General features: G+C 67.5%; 21 protein-coding genes, 1 tRNA gene and 1 pseudogene. 11 read left to right on the forward strand and 12 right to left on the reverse strand.

The window, feature by feature from the left end; all coding sequences use genetic code 11:
- Positions 1 to 216: 216 nt before the first annotated feature.
- The 6 genes from IEY95_RS18260 to pknB all read left to right on the forward strand — a co-directional run bounded on the left by IEY95_RS18260 (position 217) and on the right by pknB (position 8,365).
- On the forward strand, positions 217 to 1,068 hold the full coding sequence (locus tag IEY95_RS18260; protein WP_189187101.1) for an FHA domain-containing protein: 852 nt from the start codon (positions 217 to 219) through the stop codon (positions 1,066 to 1,068).
- 10 nt (positions 1,069 to 1,078) lie between these two features.
- The gene (locus tag IEY95_RS18265; RefSeq protein ID WP_189187102.1) at positions 1,079 to 1,600 is read left to right on the forward strand and encodes an FHA domain-containing protein FhaB/FipA; all 522 of its coding nucleotides are present in this window, start codon (positions 1,079 to 1,081) and stop codon (positions 1,598 to 1,600) included.
- A 90-nt stretch (positions 1,601 to 1,690) separates the two neighbouring features.
- Positions 1,691 to 3,262, forward strand: a complete 1,572-nt coding sequence (locus IEY95_RS18270) for a Stp1/IreP family PP2C-type Ser/Thr phosphatase (protein WP_189187363.1) — start codon at positions 1,691 to 1,693, stop codon at positions 3,260 to 3,262.
- A 26-nt stretch (positions 3,263 to 3,288) separates the two neighbouring features.
- Complete coding sequence (locus tag IEY95_RS18275; RefSeq protein ID WP_189187103.1) at positions 3,289 to 4,737, forward strand: FtsW/RodA/SpoVE family cell cycle protein; 1,449 nt, start codon at positions 3,289 to 3,291, stop codon at positions 4,735 to 4,737.
- Complete coding sequence (locus tag IEY95_RS18280) at positions 4,734 to 6,209, forward strand: peptidoglycan D,D-transpeptidase FtsI family protein (protein WP_189187104.1); 1,476 nt, start codon at positions 4,734 to 4,736, stop codon at positions 6,207 to 6,209. The genes IEY95_RS18275 and IEY95_RS18280 overlap by 4 nt, the downstream gene beginning before the upstream one ends.
- A 170-nt stretch (positions 6,210 to 6,379) precedes the next feature.
- Positions 6,380 to 8,365: a Stk1 family PASTA domain-containing Ser/Thr kinase gene (pknB, locus tag IEY95_RS18285; protein WP_189187105.1), complete on the forward strand. Its 1,986-nt coding sequence runs from the start codon at positions 6,380 to 6,382 to the stop codon at positions 8,363 to 8,365.
- Positions 8,366 to 8,583: 218 nt separating this feature from the next.
- Here pknB and IEY95_RS50720 read toward each other — a convergent pair whose 3' ends face one another.
- Positions 8,584 to 8,970: a peptidase inhibitor family I36 protein gene (locus IEY95_RS50720; protein ID WP_373294488.1), complete on the reverse strand. Its 387-nt coding sequence runs from the start codon at positions 8,968 to 8,970 to the stop codon at positions 8,584 to 8,586.
- A gap of 656 nt (positions 8,971 to 9,626) precedes the next feature.
- On the opposite strand from IEY95_RS50720, the gene IEY95_RS18295 reads away from it, so the two are divergent.
- Positions 9,627 to 10,676 carry a restriction endonuclease gene (locus tag IEY95_RS18295; RefSeq protein ID WP_189187107.1) on the forward strand — a complete coding sequence of 350 codons (1,050 nt, stop codon included), beginning with the start codon at positions 9,627 to 9,629 and terminating at the stop codon, positions 10,674 to 10,676.
- 103 nt (positions 10,677 to 10,779) lie between these two features.
- Here the strand turns inward: IEY95_RS18295 and IEY95_RS18300 are convergent, their stop codons facing one another.
- From IEY95_RS18300 to IEY95_RS18325, 6 genes are all read right to left on the reverse strand, one after another.
- Positions 10,780 to 11,439 carry a class E sortase gene (locus IEY95_RS18300; protein ID WP_189187108.1) on the reverse strand — a complete coding sequence of 220 codons (660 nt, stop codon included), beginning with the start codon at positions 11,437 to 11,439 and terminating at the stop codon, positions 10,780 to 10,782.
- A 169-nt stretch (positions 11,440 to 11,608) separates the two neighbouring features.
- The gene (locus IEY95_RS18305) at positions 11,609 to 12,970 is read right to left on the reverse strand and encodes a class E sortase (RefSeq protein ID WP_189187109.1); all 1,362 of its coding nucleotides are present in this window, start codon (positions 12,968 to 12,970) and stop codon (positions 11,609 to 11,611) included.
- Positions 12,967 to 13,605: an aminodeoxychorismate/anthranilate synthase component II gene (locus IEY95_RS18310; protein ID WP_189187110.1), complete on the reverse strand. Its 639-nt coding sequence runs from the start codon at positions 13,603 to 13,605 to the stop codon at positions 12,967 to 12,969. Before IEY95_RS18310 ends, IEY95_RS18305 begins: the two co-directional genes overlap by 4 nt.
- The gene (locus IEY95_RS18315) at positions 13,602 to 13,820 is read right to left on the reverse strand and encodes a hypothetical protein (protein ID WP_189187111.1); all 219 of its coding nucleotides are present in this window, start codon (positions 13,818 to 13,820) and stop codon (positions 13,602 to 13,604) included. Before IEY95_RS18315 ends, IEY95_RS18310 begins: the two co-directional genes overlap by 4 nt.
- A gap of 16 nt (positions 13,821 to 13,836) precedes the next feature.
- Complete coding sequence (locus tag IEY95_RS18320) at positions 13,837 to 14,544, reverse strand: class E sortase (protein WP_189187112.1); 708 nt, start codon at positions 14,542 to 14,544, stop codon at positions 13,837 to 13,839.
- Between the two features lie 34 nt (positions 14,545 to 14,578).
- A complete protein-coding gene (locus IEY95_RS18325) occupies positions 14,579 to 15,358 on the reverse strand; it encodes a DUF881 domain-containing protein (RefSeq protein ID WP_189187113.1) in 780 nt (259 codons plus the stop codon).
- Between the two features lie 142 nt (positions 15,359 to 15,500).
- Here IEY95_RS18325 and crgA point away from each other — a divergent pair, with 142 nt between their 5' ends.
- Entirely contained in the window at positions 15,501 to 15,755 is a 255-nt protein-coding gene (gene crgA, locus IEY95_RS18330) for a cell division protein CrgA (protein WP_189187114.1), read from the forward strand.
- A 354-nt stretch (positions 15,756 to 16,109) separates the two neighbouring features.
- Here crgA and IEY95_RS18335 read toward each other — a convergent pair whose 3' ends face one another.
- Together IEY95_RS18335 and IEY95_RS18340 are read right to left on the reverse strand one after the other, a co-directional pair.
- Complete coding sequence (locus tag IEY95_RS18335; RefSeq protein ID WP_189187115.1) at positions 16,110 to 17,018, reverse strand: rhomboid family intramembrane serine protease; 909 nt, start codon at positions 17,016 to 17,018, stop codon at positions 16,110 to 16,112.
- 158 nt (positions 17,019 to 17,176) lie between these two features.
- The gene (locus IEY95_RS18340) at positions 17,177 to 17,710 is read right to left on the reverse strand and encodes a peptidylprolyl isomerase (protein WP_189187116.1); all 534 of its coding nucleotides are present in this window, start codon (positions 17,708 to 17,710) and stop codon (positions 17,177 to 17,179) included.
- A gap of 393 nt (positions 17,711 to 18,103) precedes the next feature.
- On the opposite strand from IEY95_RS18340, the gene IEY95_RS18345 reads away from it, so the two are divergent.
- Positions 18,104 to 18,805 (forward strand): DUF5324 family protein, encoded by a 702-nt coding sequence (locus IEY95_RS18345; RefSeq protein WP_189187117.1) that lies wholly within the window; start codon positions 18,104 to 18,106, stop codon positions 18,803 to 18,805.
- A gap of 494 nt (positions 18,806 to 19,299) precedes the next feature.
- Here IEY95_RS18345 and IEY95_RS18350 read toward each other — a convergent pair.
- Positions 19,300 to 19,372, reverse strand: a tRNA-Ala gene (locus tag IEY95_RS18350).
- 182 nt (positions 19,373 to 19,554) lie between these two features.
- Here IEY95_RS18350 and IEY95_RS18355 point away from each other — a divergent pair.
- Complete coding sequence (locus tag IEY95_RS18355) at positions 19,555 to 20,103, forward strand: helix-turn-helix domain-containing protein (RefSeq protein WP_189187118.1); 549 nt, start codon at positions 19,555 to 19,557, stop codon at positions 20,101 to 20,103.
- A gap of 130 nt (positions 20,104 to 20,233) precedes the next feature.
- Positions 20,234 to 21,128: pseudogene (locus tag IEY95_RS51065) on the forward strand (serine/threonine-protein kinase); the annotation flags it as partial.
- Between the two features lie 1,323 nt (positions 21,129 to 22,451).
- Here the strand turns inward: IEY95_RS51065 and IEY95_RS18365 are convergent.
- Both IEY95_RS18365 and IEY95_RS49100 read right to left on the reverse strand, forming a co-directional pair.
- Positions 22,452 to 23,855, reverse strand: coding sequence for a hypothetical protein (locus IEY95_RS18365; protein ID WP_189187120.1), 1,404 nt, complete (start codon positions 23,853 to 23,855; stop codon positions 22,452 to 22,454).
- A 259-nt stretch (positions 23,856 to 24,114) separates the two neighbouring features.
- On the reverse strand, positions 24,115 to 24,243 hold the full coding sequence (locus IEY95_RS49100; RefSeq protein ID WP_003999697.1) for a DLW-39 family protein: 129 nt from the start codon (positions 24,241 to 24,243) through the stop codon (positions 24,115 to 24,117).
- Positions 24,244 to 24,269 lie beyond the last annotated feature (26 nt).

The following is a 24,269-nucleotide window of genomic DNA, read 5'->3' on the forward strand; positions in this document are numbered from 1 at the left end:
GAGGTGCCTCGGAGGGAACCTCGGGAGGGGACTTCGGAAGGCGTCGACAACCGTCGACCGGGCCGACAGGGGGAACCAGCCGATTTCCCGACGCGTGGATACGATCAGTAAGCAGTACCAGCAAGACCCGCAGGACCGGCGGGGTCGACAAGACCCGCAGGACCAGGAAGACAACAGCAAGCTGTACCAGGACGGCTACGAAGGAGGAGGTGCCCCATGGGAGTCCTGAAGAAGTTCGAGCAGCGTCTCGAAGGTCTGGTCAACGGCACCTTCGCCAAGGTGTTCAAGTCCGAGGTCCAGCCCGTGGAGATCGCGGGAGCGCTCCAGCGGGAGTGCGACAACAACGCGACCATCTGGAACCGGGACCGGACCGTCGTCCCCAATGACTTCATCGTGGAGCTGAGCACGCCGGACTTCGAGCGCCTCAGCCCCTACTCCGGCCAGCTCGGCGACGAGCTCGCCGGCATGGTGCGCGACTACGCCAAGCAGCAGCGCTACACCTTCATGGGCCCCATCAAGGTCCACCTGGAGAAGGCGGACGACCTCGACACCGGTCTGTACCGGGTGCGCAGCCGTACGCTCGCCTCCTCCAGCAACCAGCAGGCTCCCGAGCGCGCCCCCGCGGGCCCCGCCCCGGCGGCCCCGCGCGGCCAGGGTGGCTACGGCTATCCGCCCGCGGCCGCTCCCCCCATGCCGTCCGCGCCGCCGCCCGGCGGCCGGACGGGCGCGGCCCCGACGGGACAGCCGATGGGCGCACGCCCCCCGGCCGGCCCGCAGCCGGGCGCCCGTATGCGGCACTGGATCGAGGTCAACGGCACCCGCCATCAGATCTCCCGCCCGACGCTGGTGCTGGGCCGCAGCACCGAGGCCGACGTGCGGATCGACGACCCCGGCGTCTCGCGCCGGCACTGCGAGATCCGGACCGGAACGCCCTCGACGATCCAGGATCTCGGGTCCACCAACGGCATCGTGGTGGACGGGCAGCACACCACCCGCGCTACGCTCCGCGACGGCTCGCGGATCGTCGTGGGCAGCACCACCATCATTTACCGGCAAGCCGAAGGGTGAAGCGGGGGCAATGTCAGAGCTGACCCTCACGGTCATGCGGCTGGGTTTCCTGGCCGTACTGTGGCTGTTCGTGATCGTGGCCGTGCAGGTCATCCGCAGCGACCTGTTCGGAACGCGCGTCACACAGCGCGGCTCGCGCCGGGAAGCCAACAGGCCGCAGCAGGCCGCGCGACAGACCGCGCCGCCGCCGCAGCGCCAGCAGGCGGCACCGAGCGGCGGCGGTCGGCAGCGCCGCGGCGCCCCCACCAAGCTGGTCGTCTCCGAGGGCACCCTGACGGGCACGACGGTGGCGCTGCAGGGGCAGACCATCACGCTGGGCCGCGCCCACGACAGCACCATCGTGCTGGACGACGACTACGCGTCCAGCAGGCATGCCAGGATCTACCCGGACCGGGACGGCCAGTGGATCGTCGAGGACCTCGGCTCCACCAACGGCACGTATCTCGACCGGAGCCGACTGACGACCCCCACGCCCGTACCGCTGGGCGCGCCGATCCGCATCGGCAAGACCGTCATCGAGCTGCGGAAGTAGTACGACAATGAGCGAGCGGAGCGAGCACGCAGCGGCAGCCCACACAACGGGCTCCGGCGCGCTCCCGACCGGAGGGTGGGCACCGTGCGGATGTACCCGGAGCCGACGGGCGAGGTGCGCATGAGTCTGTCACTGCGCTTCGCCGCCGGATCGCACAAAGGCATGATCCGCGAGGGCAACGAGGACTCGGGCTACGCCGGTCCACGCCTGCTCGCGATCGCCGACGGGATGGGCGGCCAGGCCGCCGGTGAGGTCGCCAGCTCCGAGGTGATCTCCACGATCGTCGCGCTCGACGACGACGTGCCCGGATCCGACATCCTCACCTCGCTCGGCACCGCCGTACAGCGTGCCAACGACCAGCTCAGGATGATGGTCGAGGAGGACCCCCAGCTCGAAGGCATGGGGACGACCCTCACCGCGCTCCTGTGGACCGGGCAGCGGCTCGGTCTCGTCCACGTCGGCGACTCGCGTGCGTACCTGCTGCGGGACGGCGTACTGACGCAGATCACACAGGACCACACCTGGGTGCAGCGCCTGGTCGACGAGGGACGCATCACCGAGGAAGAGGCCACCACGCACCCGCAGCGGTCGCTCCTCATGCGCGCGCTGGGCAGTGGCGACCACGTCGAGCCCGACCTCTCCATCCGTGAGGTCCGCGCCGGCGACCGGTACCTGATCTGCTCCGACGGGCTGTCCGGGGTCGTCTCCCATCAGACGATGGAGGACACCCTCGCCAGCTACCAGGGCCCGCAGGAGACCGTGCAGGAGCTCATCCAGCTCGCGCTGCGCGGCGGCGGCCCCGACAACATCACGGTCATCGTGGCCGACGTCCTCGACATCGACTCCGGAGACACCCTCGCCGGGCAGCTCTCCGACACCCCGGTCGTGGTAGGCGCGGTCGCCGAGAACCAGCACCAGCTGCACGACAACGGCGCCATGCAGACACCCGCGGGCCGCGCCTCCAGCCTCGGCCGTCCGGTGCCCGGACAGGGCGGGGGCGGCGAGTTCGGCCCGCCCGGCAGCGGCGACACCACCGGCTATGTGCCCACCGGCGGCTTCGGCGACTACTCCGACGAGGACTTCGTCAAACCGCGCGCCGGACGCAAATGGCTGAAGAGATCCCTCTACATCACGCTCGCCCTCGCCGTCATCGGCGGCGGCCTGTACGGCGGCTACCGCTGGACGCAGACGCAGTACTACGTCGGCACCAAGGGCGAGCACGTCGCGCTGTACCAGGGCATCAGCCAGGACCTGGCCTGGGTCTCGCTCTCGAAGGTGGAGAAGGACCACCCCGAGATCGAACTCAAGTACCTGCCGCCGTACCAGCAGAAGCAGGTCAAGGCGACCATCGCCGAAGGCGGCCTGAGCGACGCGCAGAAGAAGATCGACGAGCTCGCCGTACAGGCCTCCGCATGCGAGAAGGACGCCCAGCGCCGCGCCGCCGAGAGCGAGAACAACTCCAAGACCGGTGAAGGCCAGGCCGGCGGAACCACGGGAACCACAAAGACCTCCCTGACGTCCAAGGCCACGTCCAGCCCGACGCCGACCCCGTCGAACTCGGCACCGTCGTCCTCCAAGTCCACGACCGCACCCACTCCCACACCCGGCCCCAGCCTCTCCGACGAAGAGCAGAAGCTGGTCTCGCTGTGCGGTAAGCAGTAAGCAGCCGTGAGGGGCCCTGTCACACGATGAGCAGTAGTACGAACACGCCGACGCACCACACGTCCACGATCGGCTCGATCGGCACACCGAGCCGGCGCAACACCGAGCTGGCGCTCCTGGTGTTCGCCGTTGTCATCCCGGTGTTCGCCTATGCCAATGTGGGCCTGGCCATCGACGACCAGGTGCCGTCCGGCCTGCTGGGCTACGGCCTGGGCCTCGGGCTGCTGGCCGGAGTCGCCCATCTCGTCGTACGGAAGTTCGCCCCGTACGCGGACCCGCTGCTGCTGCCCCTGGCCACGCTGCTGAACGGGCTCGGCCTGGTGGTCATCTGGCGGCTCGACCAGTCCAAGCTGCTCCAGTCGGTCAACCAGGCCGGCAACGCGGCGCCGCGCCAGCTGATGTACACCGCGCTGGCCATCGCCCTGTTCGTCGTCGTGCTGATCTTCCTCAAGGACCACCGCGTCCTGCAGCGCTACACCTACATCTCCATGGTCGGCGCGCTGGTCCTGCTGCTGCTCCCGCTGGTCCCGGGCCTCGGCGCCGACATCACCTACGGCGCCAAGATCTGGATCTCGGTCGCCGGATTCTCCATCCAGCCCGGTGAGTTCGCGAAGATCGTGCTGGCGGTCTTCTTCGCCGGCTACCTGATGGTGAAGCGGGACGCGCTGGCCCTCGCCAGCCGCCGCTTCATGGGCCTGTACCTGCCGCGCGGCCGCGACCTCGGCCCGATCCTCGTCGTCTGGGCGATCTCGATCCTCATCCTGGTCTTCGAGACCGACCTCGGTACGTCGCTGCTGTTCTTCGGAATGTTCATCATCATGCTGTACGTCGCCACCGAGCGGACCAGCTGGATCGTCTTCGGTCTGCTGATGTCCGCCGCCGGCGCGGTCGGCGTGGCGAGCTTCGAACCGCACGTCCAGACGCGTGTGCAGGCCTGGCTCGACCCGATGCACGAGTACATGCTCAGCCAGGCCGGAGTCAAGGACGGTGTCGTCCACTCCGAGCAGGCCATGCAGGCGCTGTGGGCGTTCGGCTCCGGCGGCACCCTCGGCACCGGCCTCGGCCAGGGCCACTCCGAGCTGATCAAGTTCGCCGCCAACTCCGACTTCATCCTCGCCACCTTCGGCGAGGAGCTGGGCCTGGCCGGCATCATGGCGATCCTGCTGATCTACGGTCTGATCGTGGAACGCGGCATCCGCACCGCCCTCGCCGCCCGCGACCCGTTCGGCAAGCTCCTCGCCGTCGGTCTGTCCGGCGCCTTCGGACTCCAGGTCTTCGTAGTCGCCGGCGGCGTCATGGGCCTGATCCCGCTGACCGGTATGACCATGCCGTTCCTGGCTTCCGGCGGTTCCTCCGTCATCGCCAACTGGGCCCTGATCGCCATCCTGATCCGCATCAGCGACACCGCACGCCGCCCGGCCCCGGCGCCCGCCCCGAACCCCGACGCCGAGATGACCCAGGTGGTCCGCCCGTGAACAAGCCCCTGCGCCGGATCGCGATCTTCTGCGGCCTCCTCGTCCTGGCTCTGCTCATCCGCGACAACTGGCTCCAGTACGTCCAGGCCGACGAGCTCAGGACCGACCCGAAGAACCGCCGCGTCACCATCGAGCGGTACGCCACACCGCGCGGCGACATCATCGTGGACGGCGACCCGATCACCGGGTCCAAGAAGTCCACGAACAGCGACTTCGAGTACAAGCGGACCTACAAGAACGGCCCGATGTGGGCACCGGTCACCGGGTACGTCTCACAGGCCTTCGGTGCCAGCCAGCTGGAGAACATCGACGACGGCATCCTCACCGGCAACGACGACCGGCTCTTCTTCCGCAACACCCTCGACATGGTCACGGGCAAGAAGAAGCAGGGCGGCAACGTCGTCACCACCCTCAACGGCGCCGCCCAGAAGGCCGCCTTCGAGGGCCTGGGCGACAAGAAGGGCGCCGTCGCCGCGATCGACCCCAAGACCGGCGCGATCCTGGCGCTGGCCTCCACCCCGTCGTACGACCCCTCGACGTTCGCCGGTAACAGCACCAACACGGACGGCAAGGCCTGGAACAAGCTCCAGAAGAAGAACAACCCCGACGACCCGATGCTCAACCGCGCACTGCGCGAGACCTACCCGCCGGGCTCCACCTTCAAGGTCGTCACCGCCGCCGCGGCGCTGGAGAACGGGCTCGTCCCGGACGCGGACACCAAGACGGACTCGCCGGACCCGTGGACCATGCCGGGCACCACCACCGTGCTGCCCAACGAGGGCAACCTGCCCTGCAAGAACGCCACCCTGCGGGTCGCCCTTCAGGTCTCCTGCAACAGCGTCTTCGGCAAGGTCGGCGCCGACCTTGGCAACGACAAGATGCTGGAGGAGGCCAAGAAGTTCGGCTTCGGCTCCGAGCAGTTCACGCCGGTCCGCTCCAACGCCTCGGTCTTCTCCGACGACATGAACAAGTCGCAGACCGCGCTGTCCTCGATCGGCCAGTACAACACCGCCGCGACCCCGCTGCAGATGGCCATGGTGGCGTCCGCCGTCGCCAACGACGGCACGCTGATGAAGCCGTACATGGTCAGCGAGCTGAGCACCCACAACCTGGACGTCATCGAGCACACCGACCCGCAGAAGCTGAGCCAGCCGCTCTCCCAGAAGAACGCGCAGGTTCTGCAGTCGATGATGGAGACGGTCATCAAGCCGGGCGGCACCGGCACCAGGGCCGCGATCCCCGGTGTGACGGTCGGCGGCAAGACGGGTACCGCCCAGCACGGCATCGACAACAGCGAGAAGCCGTACGCCTGGTTCATCTCGTACGCCAAGCTCAGCGACGGCAGCTCGCCGGTCGCCGTGGCCGTGGTCGTCGAGGACGGCAGCGCCAACCGTGACGACATCTCGGGTGGCGGCCTCGCCGCCCCCATCGCAAGGGACGTGATGAAGGCAGTCATCGACAGCAAGAAGTGACCCCGCTCACGTCCCCTTCACATCGGTGCACGTTGCGATACCGGTCCTGTATCGGGTGACGGTTCTGGCCAGGTCACAGAAGCGGAGCCGGGTACGGTATGCCCGGACGGCACACCGCCGGACCACACACCTGTGCGGTCGGGACCGACGGAGAGGGCTGGTAGGTAGCTATGGAAGAGCCGCGTCGCCTCGGCGGCCGGTACGAGCTGGGCCAGGTGCTCGGCCGTGGTGGCATGGCGGAGGTCTACCTCGCGCATGACACCCGGCTCGGACGCACCGTGGCGGTGAAGACGCTGCGGGCGGACCTCGCGCGCGACCCGTCGTTCCAGGCCCGGTTCCGCCGGGAGGCCCAGTCGGCCGCCTCGCTCAACCATCCCGCGATCGTCGCCGTGTACGACACGGGTGAGGACTACATCGACGGGACCTCCATTCCGTACATCGTGATGGAGTACGTCGACGGGTCCACGCTGCGCGAGCTGCTGCACTCGGGCCGCAAGCTGCTGCCCGAACGCGCCATGGAGATGACCATCGGCATCCTCCAGGCGCTCGAGTACTCCCACAGAAACGGCATCGTCCACCGCGACATCAAGCCGGCGAACGTCATGCTGACGCGCAACGGCCAGGTCAAGGTGATGGACTTCGGCATCGCCCGCGCCATGGGCGACGCCGGCATGACGATGACGCAGACGGCCGCGGTCATCGGCACGGCGCAGTACCTGTCGCCGGAGCAGGCGAAGGGCGAGCAGGTCGACGCCCGCTCGGACCTCTACTCCACCGGCTGCCTGCTGTACGAGCTGCTGACGGTCCGGCCCCCCTTCATCGGGGACTCCCCGGTCGCGGTCGCGTACCAGCACGTGCGGGAGGAGGCCCAGCCGCCTTCCGTCTTCGACCCCGAGATCACGCCCGAGATGGACGCGATCGTCCTGAAGGCGCTGGTCAAGGACCCGGACTACCGCTATCAGTCCGCCGACGAGATGCGCGCCGACATCGAGGCCTGCCTCGACGGCCAGCCCGTCGCGGCCACCGCCGCCATGGGCTCGGTCGGCTACGGCGGCTACCCCGACGACCAGCCGACCACGGCCCTGCGCTCCGCGGACGCGGGCGCCACGTCCATGCTGCCCCCGACGAACCCGGACGACGGCGGCTACGGCTACGACGACCGCCCCGACCGCCGCCGCCAGAAGAAGAACAACACCTCCACAATCCTGCTGGTCGTGGCGGGCGTCCTGGTCCTTGTCGGAGCGATCCTGATCGGGAAGTGGGCGTTCGAGGACAAGGGGGCGAGCAATGACACGTTCCAGGCGCCCAACTTCGTCAGCCAGACGCTGACCGACGCCACGAAGATGGCGGAGAACCGCGATCTGAAGCTGTCGACCACCAAGAGGCCCTGCGAGAAGGAACCCAAGGGCAACATCTGCTCCCAGGACCCGCAAGCGGGCACGACGGTGAAGAAGGGCGACACGATCAATCTGGTGGTGTCGACTGGGGCGCCGAAGGTGGCGGTGCCGAGCGTTCTCGGCAAGAAGCTGGACAAGGCCAAGCAGATCCTCGAGGCCGACAAGTACCAGTTCAACGTCGAGACGACGTACCAGGAATCCGCAGAGGACCCGGACACCGTCCTGCAGCAGGACCCGAATCTCGGTGACGAGGTGCAGAAGGGGTCGACGATCACCCTCACCGTCGCCAAGCAGAAGAAACAGGTCCCGGTCCCCGACGTCACCGGCAAGACCTGCGACGAGGCCAAGCAGCAGATGACGGTCAACAACCTCGTCGGCGAATGCACCGAGGTGGAGACCGCCGACCCCAACCTGGTCGGAAAGGTCATCCAGACGTCTCCGCAGGCCAACACCCAGGCCGACCCCGGTTCCAAGGTGTCGATCCAGATCGGCAAGGCCGCCGAGCAGGAACTGGTGACCGTCCCGACCCTGACGAATCAGACGCTCAAGGACGCGAAGAAGGCCATCCGGGACTCGAACCTACAGATCGGCACCATCACCGGTTCGCAGGACGACAACGCCATTGTCTTCGTCCAGGACCCGCCAGCAGGCAGCCAGGTCGCCAAGAACACCCCGGTCAACCTGACCGCGGCGGGCGGAAACAACAACGGTGGCACCGACAACGGCGGTACGAACATCTTCGGCGGCACCACCGGCTGAAGCATCGCCCTGAACAAGACTGTGCCCCGCCCGGAACTCTCCGAGCGGGGCACAGTTCGTTCGTTGACTCGCCTGAGCGGGGGATTCAGCCGCACTGTTTAAGCAATCCATCAATCGCCGTACCGTTGCCCAGCAGATCGGACAGCAATGGTTTTATGGCCGAGAATCAGTGCGCAACTACAGCTGGATTAAGTCCACCCGCTCGCCCGAACAAGGGGCTAGTAAACCTGATAGCTGCGACCCGACATGTGATACAGCTCGGGAATATTATCAGCTTGCGTCTTCCCGTACATATAGAGCTTCTGCCCCTTACAATCCTTCTGACTGTAAACGATCAGCTGATTGTTGTTTCGGTTCGCTATGGACTTTATGGCCCACGGCATATTTTTGCACTTAAAGGGACCTTCATTCGTCCACTTTTTAGTACCACTGAAATGCGTCTTAGAATAAGCGCAAACGAGATATTCGTTGAACCCTGAGCAGTCGCGTGGAGGCGTAACAGCTGCATGAGATGCCGGCGCCATCAAAACGCTTGCTGATACGACCACCCCCATCACAGCAGAAAGCCTCATGGCAACCTTCTTCATCTTTCCTCGCTCTCCCATTGGTACGTTTTAGGCCGCAGCTAGTGACAGCAAAGCATACAACTCGTGCAGCATGTGACATTTTCGGCCAGACATGAAAGCGAACCTTGCCGACTAACTACTCCAATACGGACAGGATCTCCTCAGTCTTGATGGATGAAATTTCAGTCCCCGTCAGCGACCACGTTCAATACTGCAAAATTCCCTCAAGACATGACGTCACTGCGCACAACTCGCGCGACCGCGACACAATGCTTTGCCCGGCTCGCTCGCCAGGCACCCGGTGAGCATCGGCTACCAGCCGTGGGTGAACCCGTCGACTGGCCGAAAGTCGACGCAATCGTGTTCGCAAGCTTCCCCCGACCGTCGCGATCCCATATGTGAGCTCGGCCCACGTAGCTGGAACGCAGCATGAAAACATTGTGCGGAGCAGGCAGAAGTGTTCCGTTCGATGAGTGCGGATTCGTTTACCCAACCGAGCGCGCTCGGCCCGAGCAACCGAAAGCGCATCCGTGGCACCTTGCCGTGCACGTCTCCAGCAGTTGATCGCTCCGGTGTAACAGAACCACTCGGATCCTGCACCTTCTGCTCCAAGGATCGCTGGGCCCAGGGGTGGGGTGGGGAAACAGAGCTCTGCCCCGGCCACACGGCCACCACACGAGTAGAGGGGGCAGAACGTGATCAACGAAGCGGCTCTGTTGGAATCGAAGGCGCTGCGGGACGGCGCGCTGGAGCGCACGGACGTACTGGACAAAGTCAAAGCGCTGTCGCTGCTGCCGGATGGCATGCACGTGACTACGGCTATGGTCGCGGCGTACTTCGAGGTCGCGGAGCGTGCTATCAACCGGATGGCGCAGCGGCACCGGGACGAGCTGACGGTGAACGGCCTGCGGATCCTGCGCGGAGAAGAGCTCTCGCGATTTAAGGGAGACACGTTGTCTCTCTATCCGCAGAGTTATCCACAGCCCCGCTCCAGCTTGGCCCTCTGGTCCCGCCGGGCCGTCCTCAACGTCGCCATGCTGCTCCGCGACAGCGACGTCGCCCGCCAGGTCCGCACCTACCTTCTCGATATGGAGTACCTGGCGCGCACTCGCCCCATGAAGGAACCTGCCCCCAGCAACGCGCTGCCGCTGGACGATCGCATCGACCGACAGATCACCCACATCCTTGGCAAGACCGTCGTCCCGATGCTCAATGCCCTGATCGAAACCTCGGGCGAACACCGTCAGGAGCTCGTCGCCCTACGTGAGGATGTCCAGCGGGTCGAGCAGCGGCTGTGCGACCACGACGCCCGCATCACGGATCTCGAACACACTCGTGGTCCACGCCCGTACACCGGGATCATGGCCTCGATCGACGCCATGAACTGGCGGGAGTTCGAGCACCACATCGCCGTTCTGCTGCGCCGCGACGGCTGTACGGAGGTCATCGTGCACGGCGGTCCAGGTGACCGGGGAGTGGATGTCACGGCGTGCACCGCCGACGGCCGCACGGTCGTCGCACAGTGCAAGAGCTTCGCGCCATACCGCCCCGTGTGGAGCGGCGAACTGCAGAAGTTCCTCGGCGCTTCACACGTCCAGCACGCGGCCGACGTGGCACTCTTCGTCGCTACGACATCATTCACGCCCGCCGCACGTGCCATCGCGGAGAGCTGCGGCGTCACCCTCGTGGACCGCGCCCACCTGGAGAAGTGGAGCGCTGGAGTTCCACTCCCTGTCCTCCAGTAGGCGTCACCAGAGGCAACCGAAAGAGCCCGAAGTCGCAAGAGCAAGTTGCGGCTTCGGGCCTTCGTCATCCTAGGTGACCAACCCCCCTACAGAGGGCTGCCGTTCAGCGCAGTTCCTTCGGCGGAGTCCGGTCGCTGTCCACCTTGTCCACGCGCTCCAGCTCGCCCCACACCACGTACCGATACCGGGACGTGTACACCGGCGTGCAGGTCGTCAGCGTGATGTAGTGGCCGGGCTTCTTCTTGCCAGACTGCTTGGGGACCTGCTGGAGGACCTTGACGTTGTACTTCGAGGTCTCCGGGAGGATCCAGTAGACCTTGTAGACGTACCACTTGTCCTTGGTCTCGAAGACGATCGGGTCGCCCTTTTTGATCTTGTCGATGTTGTGGAACTTGGCGCCGTGGCCATCCCGGTGAGCGGCGAGGGTGAAGTTGCCGTTCTTGCCGGTCATCGGCAGGGCCGCCTTGACGGGGTCGGTGTAATAGCCGGCCACGCCGTTGTTGAGGACCTTGGTCGACGTGCCCTTCTCCACGAGCACCTCGCCGTTCTTCATCGCCGGGACGTGCAGGAAGCCGATACCGGCCTTGGTGTCCAGCGCCCCAGGGCCGCCCTTGTCCTGCGCCCAGTTGTCGCGGACCTTGTCGCCCTGCTTGTGCGCCGCACGGTCCGCGACGACGTTCGTCCACCACAGGGAGTAGGCGACGAACAGGCCGAGCACCAGACCCGCGGTGATGAGGAGTTCACCGAAGACGCTGACCGCCATCGCGACACGACCGGAACCGCGGCGTCGCGGTGCGGGCGCAGCCGATCCAGCCTCGGCGTCGAATTCGGCGCGCCCCCCGTGGTCGGTCCTCGCTGCCACTGTGCATCTGCCCCGTCTGGTCTGTCGCAGGTTGTCTCAAGTGTTCTGGGCCGACCGCTCAGTCGACCTCTCAGTCGACGAGCGCGTCCGGCTTGCCCTTGCTGCGCGGCCGGTCCTGGACCATCTTGCCCCAGACGATCATCCGGTACTTGCTGGTGAATTCCGGCGTGCAGGTGGTCAGTGTGATGTAGCGGCCCGGCTTGGTGAAAGTCGAACCCTTGGGTATCGGATCGAGCACGCTCGTGTTGCTCGGACTCGTCACCGGCAGAATCGACGTCATCTCGTAGACGTAGTAGTCGTCCTGCGTCTCGACCACGATCTCGTCGCCCGGCTTGAGCCGGTTGATGTACCGGAACGGTTCGCCGTGCGTGTTCCGATGCCCAGCGAGCCCGAAGTTGCCCGACTTGGCGTCCGGCATCGCGGTCTTGGTCGCGCCCTCGCCGTAATGGCCGACCATCCCGCGGTCGAGCACCTTCGTCTTGCTCGTGCCCTCCGCAATCGGCGCGACCACATCCAGCTTCGGGATGTGCAGAATGGCGAACCCCTGCCCGGGCGCGAAAGTCCCCGGGTTCCGCTTGCCGCTCGCCCAGTCCTGCTGGAGGTGGTGCGCGGCGCTGCCCGCCTGTTGATGCGCCCGCACATTCGACCACCACAGCTGGTAGGTCACGAACAGCAGCATCACCACGCCGGTGGTGATGAACACCTCGCCGACCACCCGGCTCACGATGACACCCGCACTGGGCTTCCGCGCCCGCGCCGCCCGCCGGGCCTCCATACGACTCAGAGGCGCCTCAGCGGCCTTCTCCGCCGACTCCTGGGGCTCCTGCGACTCCTGGGGCTCCTGAGCTCCGCCGTGCCGCCCATGACGCCGTGCCGCCTTGCGTCGCGCCGCACGGCCCCCTGGCGCGGGCAAGGACCCGCTCCCGGCCGCACTCCCAGCCACGCCCGTGGCGCTCCCGGCTATGCGGGGCGCTTCCGGGATCCGCAGCGCCACCGTCTCATCGTCCAACGGCAGGGGCGCGACGACGGATTCCTCGTAGGGAGCGGCGACCGGTTCCTCGTAGGGGACCGCCACCGGCTCCTCGAACGGCCGGGCGTACGTCTCCTCGTACGACGGCGCCGACTGCTGCAGCGGCTGCTGCACCTGTCGCGCGGGCTGCGGCTGCGGCTGCGGCTGCGGCTGCGGCTGCGCAGGGTCCTGCCCCGCATACCAGTCGCGGGCATAGCCCTCCGGGTCGTACCACTCCTCCTGCCGGCCGGTGGGCTGCTGCCCGGGCAGCGGATCCGTCAGCGGATCCGCGAGCCGCTCCACCGCCGCCTCGAAAGCACCCGCGCCCCCCAAGGCGCCCGCGCCCTCGAACGCGTCAGCGCCCCCGTACGCGGCCTCGCCGCCATAGGGGGAGCTGTCGCGCTCGGGGCGCAGCGCGGTCACGCCGTGGCCCTGCCCACCACCGGGGCGAGCCCCGCCGACCTCGCCACGGCCACCTTGTCGCCACACTCCATCAGCCAGTTGGCGAGCATCCGGTGCCCGTGCTCGGTCAGCACCGACTCGGGGTGGAACTGCACGCCCTCGACGGGAAGTTCACGGTGTCTGAGGCCCATGATGATTCCGTCGTGGGTGCGAGCCGTGACCTCCAACTCGTCCGGGACGGTCTCCGGCTCGGCCGCCAGCGAGTGGTAGCGCGTGGCCGTGAACGGCGACGGCAGCCCCTCGAAGACGCCCTTCCCATGGTGCTCCACGAGCGAGGTCTTGCCGTGCAGCAACTCGGGCGCCCGGTCCACCACACCGCCGTACGCCACCTGCATCGACTGCATGCCGAGACAGACACCGAAGACAGGGACACCGGTCGCGGCACAGTGCCGGACCATCTCGATGCAGACCCCGGCCTGTTCGGGAGCGCCCGGGCCCGGCGACAGCAGCACCCCGTCGAAACCGTCCTGGGCGTGCGCAGTCGACACCTCGTCGTTGCGCAGCACCTCGCACTCGGCGCCCAACTGGTACAGGTACTGCACCAGGTTGAAGACGAAGCTGTCGTAGTTGTCCACGACAAGAATGCGCGCGCTCACTGGTTGTCCACCGTCACGTCGTTGAAGGGAAGCAGTGGTTCGGCCCACGGGAAGACGTACTGGAACAACACGTAGACCACCGCGAGGACCAGTACGAGTGAGACCAGCGCCCTCACCCATACATTCCCCGGCAGATGCCGCCAGATCCAGCCGTACATGCCGTCCCTTCCGTCGCACCACGGCACCGGAGCCACATCACACACCACCGGACTCATGCCGTACAGCACCAGACTAACGGCGTAGAGCCTGCGGTTTCCCAGCCTCCACAGGCTGCGTGGAATCAAGGTGCGCCCAGACGATCAGCCGATGGCTGTGCCCCCACTCCGGGTCGCACGTGGTCAGCGTGAGATAGCGGCCCGGCCGCGTGTACCCGGACTTACGTGGCACAGCGTCGATCACCTCAATGTCCGCGGGCACGGTTTTGTAAGGACCTTTGTCGATCCGGTACGTGAACCAGGTCGCCCCATCGGTCAGCACCACCGCGTCACCCCGGCGCAGCTTCGGAAAGTCCTTGAAGGGATCGCCGTACGTGCGCCGGTGGCCGGCCACCGCGAAGTTCCCCGTCTGCCCCAGCTGGGCCGTGCCCCTGTAGTGGCCGAGCCCCTTCTTCAGGACGCTCGTGGCGGTGCCCTCCAGCACCGGCTTGTTCCACGTGAAACCAAGCCGCGGGATGTACATCACCGCGAAGGGCCCGCCGTATTTGTAAGGGGCGGGCGCCTTCGGACTCTCGGTGGCCGGAGCGGCCGTGCCACCCGCGGGCCCCTTCGACCCCTGCCCGACCGACCCCTTCGACCACTGCTTCTGCAGCACATCGATCTGGTGATCCATCGCGCTGTCGGCCTTCACACCCGTCCAGAACAGCACGTAGACCACGAAGAGCACGATCAGCGTGCCGACGGTGATGCACAGTTCACTGATCGTCCTGACGACCACTCGCACCGACACAAGGTCCCCCCAGCGGCAGCTGCTTCAGCTACTCCACAGGCTTCGCGTAGTGGAGATCCACTGTGCCCGAGTAGCCAGGAAGAGTCACCGTCCCGTCCTTCTCGACTTTCCAGCCGAGCCCGTAGACGTTGACGTACACCATGTAGTTCTGGATCGCCTTGGAGGCAGCGAGGGCATCCTGAAGCTTCTGCGGGTCACCGACTGCGGTGATCTTGTACGGAGGTGAGTACACCCGGCCCTGAAGGATCAGGGTGTTGCCGACGCAGCGCACCGCGCTCGTGGAGATCAGCCGCTGATCCATCACCTTGATGCCCTTCGCACCGCCCAGCCACAGGGCATTCACCACCGCCTGCAGATCCTGCTGGTGAATGACCAGGTAGTCGGGCTGCGGCTCCGGGTAACCGGGCAGCTTGGCCGTGGCATTCGGCGGGGCGTCGTTGAGCGTGACCGTGACGGCCTCGCCCTTGAGCTTCTGAGTACCGGCGTTCTCCTCCAAAGCGGCGAGCTTGGCGTCCTCGGCCTTGCTGCTGCCGTCCTCCCGCCCGGCGAGGGCGTCGACGTCGTCGCGCAGGGCGCCGTTGGACTCGTCCAACGACGCGTTCTTGTGGCTGCGCTCCTGGATCAGGTCGGAGAGCTTCAGCAAGGACGTGTCCGTGCGGATATTGGTGCCCTTGGCCGTATTGAAGCTGGTGAAGAAAATCAGGCCTGCGAGAGCGAACACGGCTGCGGTCAGCACGCGTATGGGCCGGAAACGGCGCGTACCGGCAGGACTGGAACCCGTCCCTGGGGTGTCGGCAGAATTGCTCAACGTACCCTTATCTCCTTCGGCGCCGCGGAAGCACTACGCTAACGGACGCCCGGGGGAGCGCTCAGTGTCCCCTTGTACGCTGCCCCGGAGCCCGCCCCAGTTCCCTGCGCGGCCACGCAGCGCATCGACAGGAGAGACCCTCGTGCCGAAGTCACGTATCCGCAAGAAGGCCGACTACACGCCGCCGCCGGCGAAGCAGGCGACCAACATCAAGCTGACCAGCCGCGGCTGGGTCGCACCGGTCATGCTGGCCATGTTCCTGATCGGCCTCGCCTGGATCGTCGTCTTCTACGTGACGGACGGATCCCTGCCGATCGACGCCCTCGACAACTGGAACATCGTCGTCGGCTTCGGCTTCATCGCGGCGGGGTTCGGCGTCTCCACACAGTGGAAGTAACGCTTCCCGAGGTGTCCCGGCCACTCCGGCCTGCAGCTCTGCCCACGGTTATCCACTGAGTTATCCACAGCAGTTTTCCACAGGTGGAAAAGAAAGACGATCTGTGGATAACTCATCAGCGGTTGACGCCGGTGTGACTGACCTACCGGGATCCGTAAACCTGTTCGCCCCCTGTCCGACCTGGGAAAACTCGGGTCAGCGACAGGGGGCACAGCTGTTCCCGCACAGCGTGCACAAGATCCGCCACGATCTGTGGACAACATCGGTTGCTCAGGTGATCGGGGCGCTCCCTCAGCTGAGCTGTGGGCATCCCCAGGCGAGCTGTGGGCATCCCCAGGTGAGCCGGGGACTTCCTCAGGTGAGCTGAGCCGTCCTGACCAGCGTCGCGACCACCACGGCGACCAGGACCAGGGCACTCACCCCGTACTGAGTGAGGTTCCGGCGTTTGCGCGGTGCGTGGACCATCGCGTAGCCGACGAGGACGCCGCCGATGAGGCCGCCGATATGGGCCTGCCAGGCGATGTTGAATCCCGGGCTGAAGGTGAAGATCAGGTTGATCACCAGCAGGGCGATGACCGGGCGCATGTCGTAGTTGAGCCGGCGCATGAGGACGGCGGTTGCGCCGAAGAGGCCGAAGATGGCGCCGGAGGCGCCGAGCGACGGCTGGTTGGGCGCGGCGAGGAGGTAGCTGAGCGCGCTGCCCGCGAGGCCCGAGACGAAGTAGAGGGTGAGGTAGCGGGCGCGGCCGAGGGCGGCCTCAAGGGGGCCGCCGATCCACCACAGGCTGAGCATGTTGAACAGGATGTGGATGTAGCTGCCGTGCAGGAACATCGACGTCAGCATTCGGTACCACTGGCCGTCGGCGACGCCCTGCCACTGGCCGGAGAGCACGGCGTGCCCGAAGAGATCGAAGCGGTCGGTGAAGGCGTTCCCGACCGACAGTTGCACCAGGTAGATGGCGAGGTTGATGCCGATCAGGATCTTGGTGACGAGCCGGGTGTCCGCGGTGACGGTGCCGCCCGCGAGGGTGCGGGGCTGGGTGGCCGCCGGGGAGTGGCCGGTGCCGGAGCCGCTGCGCACGCAGTCGGGGCACTGGAAGCCGACGGAGGCGCTGACCATGCATTCGGGGCAGATCGGGCGCTCGCAGCGGGTGCAGCGGATGCCGGTCTCGCGGTCCGGGTGCCGGTAGCAGGTGGGCAGGCTTCGGGCGTCCCGCGGTCCCTGATCCCGCGGGTCCTGTGGGCTGCCTGGCGCCTGGTCCATGGGGTCCCCTCAATCTCCGTACGACGGCTCGCGAGCGGGCACACCGGGTCCGTGTGCGCAACGCACCGCCCCGTCCATCCTTACGGATGAACGGGGCGTTTGGTTCCCTGCGGGAGCCTTCGGACTCGGTGGTGTCGAGCCGCGGCGTGCCGTTGGGCTCAGCCTTCGCGGGTCTCGACGACGACGGACTGGATGACGACGTCGTTGACCGGGCGGTCGGTGCGCGGGTTGGTCTGGGTGCTCGCGATGGCGTCCACGACCTTCTGGCTGGCCGGGTTGGCGACCTCGCCGAAGATGGTGTGCTTGCGGGTCAGCCAGGCCGTCGGGGAGACGGTGATAAAGAACTGCGAGCCGTTGGTGGCCGGGCCGGCGTTGGCCATGGCCAGCAGGTACGGCTTGTCGAAGGCGAGGTCCGGGTGGAACTCGTCCTCGAACTGGTAGCCGGGTCCGCCGGTGCCGTTGCCCAGCGGGTCACCGCCCTGGATCATGAAGCCGCTGATCACCCGGTGGAAGACCGTGCCGTCGTAGAGCTTGTCCGTGGACTGCACACCCGTTTCCGGGTTGACCCACTCACGCTCGCCCTTGGCGAGTTCGACGAAGTTCCGGACCGTCTTGGGCGCGTGGTTCGGCAGAAGCCGGACTTCGATGTCGCCTTGGTTGGTCTTCAGGGTGGCGTAGAGCTGCTCAGCCACGATCTGCCTTCCGTTGCCTTCTTTTGACTCCCCGATCCTCGCACGGACGGGGCCGCTCGTCGCCCGGCCACCACCTCTGGGCGGGCATCCGTGGGTCGCGGCTTCAGAAATCCGGGTGAGTCCCCTCGGGACTGGGGCGCGTCGCGTCGTTCCGTGGCATTGTCGACGACAAGCTCCCGTTGCCCCGTATTAATCCGCTATTGCACGTGATCGACACCCGGCCGGGTCTGGCTCCGGTGTCACCCGTAGTCAGTACGCGTGACCCGGATGCCCGTCCTCACATGCCCCGGACCTCGTGGGCGGGCATGATCCCGATAAGGGTGGAAAGGTGAACTGTGTGTCATTGGGGGTACCCGAACCCCCGACGTACGCCACCGAGGAGGAGGAAAACCCGTGACCCGCATCGACAGCGTGCGCGCCGCGACCGGCTCGGCGAAGGACAGCGTGCTGCACGCCGCGGAAGTGGTGGCGCCTTACGCCGACACGGCCAAGGACAGGGCCTCGCACTATGCGCAAGAGGCACGCGTACGGCTCGCGCCGAAGGTGTCGCAGGCCGCCGAACAGGCCCGCGTGCAGTACGACGCCCATCTGGCGCCGCGCCTTGAGCAGGCCCGTACCCATGTGCCGCCGAAGGTGGACCAGGCCGCCCAGGAGGCCGCCATCCGTACGCGCAGGGCGGCTCGTCAGGCCGCCGACTATTCCAGGCCAAGGATCGAGCAGGCGGTGGCCGCGACCCAGCCTGTTCGGGAGGAGGCCGCCTCGCGCGGTGTGGCGGCGCTGGCGGCGCTGCGCGGCCAGGTCTCGCCGAAGGAGATCGAGAAGCTGGTCCGTAAGCATGAGCGGCGGGCGAGGGTCGGCCGTGTCACCAAGGGACTGGCCATCGTGGGGATTGTGGCGGCCGGCGCCTTCGCCGCCTGGAAGTGGTGGGACAAACAGGCCAATCCCGACTGGCTGGTCGAGCCGCCCGCCGCGACCGAGGTTCCGGCAAGCGATCGCCTGAGGTCGGTCGACGGCAGCGGCCAGCCTGATCTGGACCCCGAGGTCCAGGCCAAGGAGGCCGAGGAGCAGGCGGCGGACCGCGACGACCGCCGCTGATCGCGACCTGACTCAACAGCGCTGTGGGGCAGAAGACTTGAGAGTCTTCTGCCCCACAGCGCTGTTTCACGTGGAACAGGCGTGAGACCGGCACGCGTCCGCCGATGAGGCAGATTTACGCATAGTGTCCGCGATGACGTTTGCAACGGCCTTCGTGTGCAGTATCCGTGCAGATCTTGTTGACGGAGTGTGATGTTCCGATTACGCCCGCTCATCCACGCCAGCTCACGCAAGGCTCCCGCACCGAGCGGTGCCCCCACACGTACCACTTCGATCACCGGCGCGGCGGATGCACAGGCGTCACTCCCCGCTCCCATTTGCGCAAAGAACTGCAATGCCTGCAAAGCCCCGCCTGTGACACACGTCACTGTCGATCCTCGCGTCGCCCCGGTCGCTGCCCCACGGCCACCCGAACCGGGACCGCCGAGGGAAGAAAGTGGGACATACAAAAACCGGCCAGGTCGCCGCGAGGGGCGCCTGACCGGTCCGAGGTGTGGAGCCTAGGGGAGTCGAACCCCTGACATCTGCCATGCAAAGACAGCGCTCTACCAACTGAGCTAAGGCCCCGGGAGAGGAGCGTCCGGCCGCAGAAAACTCCTGCCGACGGGCGCCGCAGACCAGAGTACCGGGTCACCCCCGGGATCTCGCAAAAAGATTGGGGGTCCCCGTGGACGACCACTCTCCGTAAGATGCTCGTCGTGGTTCGCGACAGCGAACCGCGGTATTTGGGGAAGCGATGGGGAGACGCAATGGACGCCGCACAGCAGGAAGCAACCGCAAGAGCCCGGGAGCTGCAGCGGAACTGGTACGGGGAGCCGTTGGGGGCGCTCTTCCGTAGGCTCATCGACGACCTGGGTCTCAACCAGGCGCGTCTTGCCGGGGTGCTGGGCCTGTCCGCGCCCATGCTGTCGCAGCTGATGAGCGGTCAGCGCGCCAAGATCGGCAACCCCGCGGTGGTCCAGCGTGTGCAGCTGCTGCAGGACCTGGCGGGGCAGGTCGCGGACGGCAGCGTCAGCGCCGTCGAGGCGACCGAGCGTATGGACGAGATCAAGAAGTCGCAGGGGGGATCGGTGCTCAGCAACACCACGCAGTCGACGACCAGTTCGGGCGCGCCGACGGTCAAGCGAGTGGTCCGGGAGATTCAGTCGCTGCTGCGCTCAGTGGCCGCCGCCGGGGACATCATCGAGGCGGCGGACACCCTCGCCCCGACCCACCCGGAACTGGCAGAGTTCCTCCGGGTGTACGGCGCCGGCCGTACCTCCGACGCGGTCGCGCACTACCAGTCCCACCAGAGCTGAGCAGGCCGCCCGGCCGCCGAACGCCCGGCCGCTGAAGGCCCGTTACACCTTCCAGCCGCCGCAAGTCAGGCAGCCGGGCACCTCGGAAGAGGTCTCCGGACCGACCGCCGAAGGGGAGCGACGCACGACCATGGGTGAGGTCTTCGCAGGCCGGTACGAACTGGTCGACCCGATCGGACGCGGGGGAGTCGGTGCGGTCTGGCGCGCCTGGGACCACCGGCGGCGCCGGTATGTGGCCGCCAAGGTGCTGCAGCAGAGCGACGCGCACGCGCTGCTGCGCTTCGTGCGGGAGCAGGCGCTGCGGATCGACCATCCACATGTGCTTGCTCCCGCCAGCTGGGCCGCCGATGACGACAAGGTCCTGTTCACCATGGATCTGGTCGCCGGCGGCTCTCTGGTCCATCTGGTCAATGACTACGGCCCCCTGCCTCCCTCCTTCGTCTGTGTCCTGCTCGACCAGCTGTTGGCGGGCCTCGCCGCCGTGCACGCGGAGGGCGTCGTGCACCGCGACATCAAGCCCGCGAACGTGCTGCTCGAAGCGACCGGGACGGCTCGGCCACGGCTGCGCCTGTCCGACTTCGGCATCGCGATGCGGCTGGGCGAACCACGACTGACAGAGACCAACTACGTGGTGGGAACACCCGGTTACTTCGCCCCCGAGCAGATGATGGGCGCCGAACCGGACTTCCCCGCCGACCTGTTCGCCGTCGGTCTGGTCGCCCTCTATCTGCTGGAAGGTGCCAAGCCCGACGCCAAGGCGCTGATCGAGTACTTCGCCGAGAACGGCACGCCGTCCGCTCCGCGGGGCATACCCGCGCCGCTGTGGCAGGTCGTGGCCACACTGGTGCAACCCGATCCGCATGCGCGGTTCCGCACCGCCACCGGGGCGCGGAAGGCGCTCGCCTCGGCCGCCGAGCTGCTGCCCGAGCCCGGGCCCGACGACGAACTCGTCGAAGTCTTCGACCAGCTCGGCCCGCTCCCGGAGGGGTTCGGTCCGAAGGGACCGCTGCGAGCAGCGCCGGGACCGAGCTCCGGGGGCTCGTCGTCCGGGACGCGTCCGGGCGTGCCGGCCGCGGCACAGCTCGGTCCCGAGGACACGTCGTCTTGGCTTGGGCCCGACGACACACCGTCCTGGCGCGGGCCCGACACCACCCTGTCCCGGCCTGGACACGACAACACACCGTCTTGGCCCGGCCCAGAAGCCGACTCCGACTCCGGCTCCGGCTCCATGTCGGCGCCCAGCTCGGGCCCTGGCTCTGCTTCCAACTCCGGTCCAGGCTCGGCCTCCGGTCCAGGCTCGGCCTCCGGTCCAGGCTCTGCCTCCGGTCCAGGCTCTGCCTCTGCCTCTGCCCCCGGCTCCGGCTCCGGCTCCGGCTCCGGCTCCGGCTCCGGCTCCGGCTCCGGCTCCGGCTCCGGCTCCGGCTCCGGCTCCGAACCATGGCATCACGCCTCGGGGACGCTGTCTCAGGAGGCCGTTTCCGGGAGCGTCCGGCCCAGGTCCAGCACCAGTGGCGTACGCCCGGAGTTCCGCACGGGGCACGTACGGCCGGAGTCCACCGGCGACCACGTACGCCGCGAGCCCACCGGCCATCGCGTACGCCCGGAGTCCACCCCAGATCACGTGCGCCCCGAGCCCACTGCCAGTGACGCACAGCCGGAGGCCGTCCCGAGCAACGTAGGGCCGAAGCCCGCTTCCGATGACGGACCACCGCAACCTGGCCACGCCATCGACACCGCCATCGACACCGACACCGACACCGACACCCACACCGACACCGACACCGACACCGTCCCCCCACGACCGTCCACGATGTCGGACACCGGCAGTTTCCACCTGCCGCCACCACAGCCTGCGGCTCCTGACACGCAGTCGCAGTCGCAGCCCCGAGGCCACTCGGGGCCCGAGCCACAGCCCCAGCAGGCATGGCAAGAGACGCAGCTGCAGCCCTCCCCCCACCATCCGCGACCCCAGGCCGAGCAGCCGCCCACTCCCCCCACCGCGGTCGCGCTTCCGGCGCAAGCTCCCCTCTACACCCCGCCTTTCGACCCCACGCCGACTCCCACTCCCCCTACCACCCCCACACCTCCGCAAGTGCCCTCCCCCCACCGGCCTGCGGCTCCAGCCGCTGCGATGCCGCAGCACGCGTACGCCTCTACTGCTTCATACACCGCTCGGTCCGCGCAGGTTCCGCCTCAGGCGGGGACAATTCCGGAACACCGCGCCAGGCGCGCACGGCCGCGCCCAGGGCCGCCCGCGAAGGTGGCCGTCCCTGTCCTGCTGCTGGCGCTGGCCTGTTTCGCGGTGGGGTTCTGGGCGCTGGCCCAGATCTGAGCGGGGCCGGCTGAAGTCACCAGCCCCGAGGCGCCCCGCGCTCCCAGGGCGCGGGCATCGGAGCCGAAGCCGTATCCGCTTCCTCCGGCGGCACCCCCGCCCGCCGCCGAGCAACCACCGTCCACACCCCGAGCCCCAGCACCAGCGCGCTCCCCGTGCCGATCCCCCCCGCGGCGACCAGCCGCAACGTGCTGCTGTCGCTGCCGCTGCTGCCACCCCCTCCGGTAGCGGCCGCTCCGCCCACGGTGCCGTCGGCCGCTTCGTCGGAGTCCCCCGCCGGGACGGCGAACGCGTCGCGGGGCTCCGGCCGCCCCGTGTACGCGGGACCTGTCCGCGCCGTTCCAGCGACGCGTACGCGCAGTGTCAGCCCGAACGGCCCGTCGCCGATCTTGTCGGCGACCTGCGCGGAAAGGTGGATCACGAGGTAGTACGAGCCCGCGAACCGCATCCCGCTCACGCGGTCGTTGAGGGCGTAGCGGTTCTCGTACGCGACGGGGGGCAGCGGATCGAGCGCGGCGGAGCGCTGGCTGCCGTCGTAGCCGGAGCCGACGTCGTCGACGAAGCCACGTACGGGGTTGTAGAGAGACATGACAAGAGCGGTACCGACATAGCGGTTACCGCGGCTCGAACTGCCCAGGTCCGCCGTGGCGTAGAGCTGTTGTCCCCAGTCGACCGGCACCTTGTAGAAGAGCGTCTGTCCGGGGCTGATCCCGTCCTGCCAGATTCCCTGCCTCAGCGAGCTCGCCGTGGCGAACCCCGCTCCGCCCCTGCGGCGCTTCGGATTCCCCGCGAGGGCGTCGGGCGACGCGGAGTTCCAGACCTCGGGAGCGCTTGTCGAACCGGCTGCCTTCTTCAGGGCGGGCTCCGACACATGACTGAGCTCCAGGTCCCAGTCGCCGGACGGGGAGTCCGCCGTACCGCTGCGCTCGACGACCACGTAGTACGTGCCCAACGTCTGGCAGGCGTACTGATCGCCGCCCGTCTCGCGCGACGCCCAGGCGGCGATGGGGTGGGGGCTCTGGGTGGCGCCGAAGTGGGCGGTTCCGGAGAAGGAGCAGTGGCGGCTGTTGGCGTCCTGCACGGACACCTTGACGCCGTCCGAGTAGGAGACCGTCGTCCCCGGCCTGGGGACGGCGGTGGCCGAGACGTACGCGTTGGACGTGGCGTCGAGTTCGAGGCGGTAGTAGAGCTTGGCGTCCCGGCCTATGGAGCTCTTGTAGGTCTTGCCCGGCTCAAGCGGTACGGCGTCGGTGGTGTCCGTGGCGCCTTTGACGGTGGTGGCGTCCTGAGCGAAGGCGTACGGCGTCGGTAATCCGTCCGCGGCGGCCTGCCCCGCCGCCCCCGCGAACGTCGCACACAGCGCCGCCGCGGCGGCCACGAGCACTCGGCCGCCGTACCACCTCACGGTGCGCCGCCCCATCACGCGCCACCCCTCGTCCCTCGTCCCTCGTCAAAGCCCCGGACCGTGGCCCATACTGCCCCGCCGGCCACCGCGCCACCCGTGCTATCCGTACGAGCGGCCGAAAGGGACCTTCTCTCGACACTCTTGAGCCCTCACCCTCGCCCACACGTTGCCAACGCAATCAATTCGTTTGCGTAGGTGAAACCGAGGTTCCCCGGACAACACAAAACCCCGACCGCAAGGCGGCCGGGGTCTGCTCTAAGGCTGTTGTCGATACTCACGAACCCGTGGGCACGGAGTCAGTCGCCTCCGTCCACAGATCCTGCTCGGCGCGATCCGCCTGGATCTGGCGGTACACGAGGAGCCCGCCGATGGCGGCCAGTGCGACCAGGAGAAGCTTCTTCACCGCGCGACCTCGTCTTTCCTTGACGT

The sequence above is a fragment of the Streptomyces albiflavescens genome (genome assembly GCF_014645835.1).
Lineage (GTDB): Bacteria > Actinomycetota > Actinomycetes > Streptomycetales > Streptomycetaceae > Streptomyces > Streptomyces albiflavescens.

Coding starts and splice junctions, on each gene's coding strand:
- IEY95_RS18260 (WP_189187101.1), top strand. CDS start 217: ATGGGAGTCCTGAAGAAGTTCGAGCAGCGTCTCGAAGGTCTGGTCAAC.
- IEY95_RS18265 (WP_189187102.1), top strand. CDS start 1,079: ATGTCAGAGCTGACCCTCACGGTCATGCGGCTGGGTTTCCTGGCCGTA.
- IEY95_RS18270 (WP_189187363.1), top strand. CDS start 1,691: ATGTACCCGGAGCCGACGGGCGAGGTGCGCATGAGTCTGTCACTGCGC.
- IEY95_RS18275 (WP_189187103.1), top strand. CDS start 3,289: ATGAGCAGTAGTACGAACACGCCGACGCACCACACGTCCACGATCGGC.
- pknB (WP_189187105.1), top strand. CDS start 6,380: ATGGAAGAGCCGCGTCGCCTCGGCGGCCGGTACGAGCTGGGCCAGGTG.
- IEY95_RS50720 (WP_373294488.1), bottom strand. CDS start 8,970: ATGGGAGAGCGAGGAAAGATGAAGAAGGTTGCCATGAGGCTTTCTGCT.
- IEY95_RS18300 (WP_189187108.1), bottom strand. CDS start 11,439: ATGGCGGTCAGCGTCTTCGGTGAACTCCTCATCACCGCGGGTCTGGTG.
- IEY95_RS18315 (WP_189187111.1), bottom strand. CDS start 13,820: ATGAGTCCGGTGGTGTGTGATGTGGCTCCGGTGCCGTGGTGCGACGGA.
- IEY95_RS18335 (WP_189187115.1), bottom strand. CDS start 17,018: ATGGACCAGGCGCCAGGCAGCCCACAGGACCCGCGGGATCAGGGACCG.
- IEY95_RS18355 (WP_189187118.1), top strand. CDS start 19,555: ATGGACGCCGCACAGCAGGAAGCAACCGCAAGAGCCCGGGAGCTGCAG.
- IEY95_RS18365 (WP_189187120.1), bottom strand. CDS start 23,855: ATGGGGCGGCGCACCGTGAGGTGGTACGGCGGCCGAGTGCTCGTGGCC.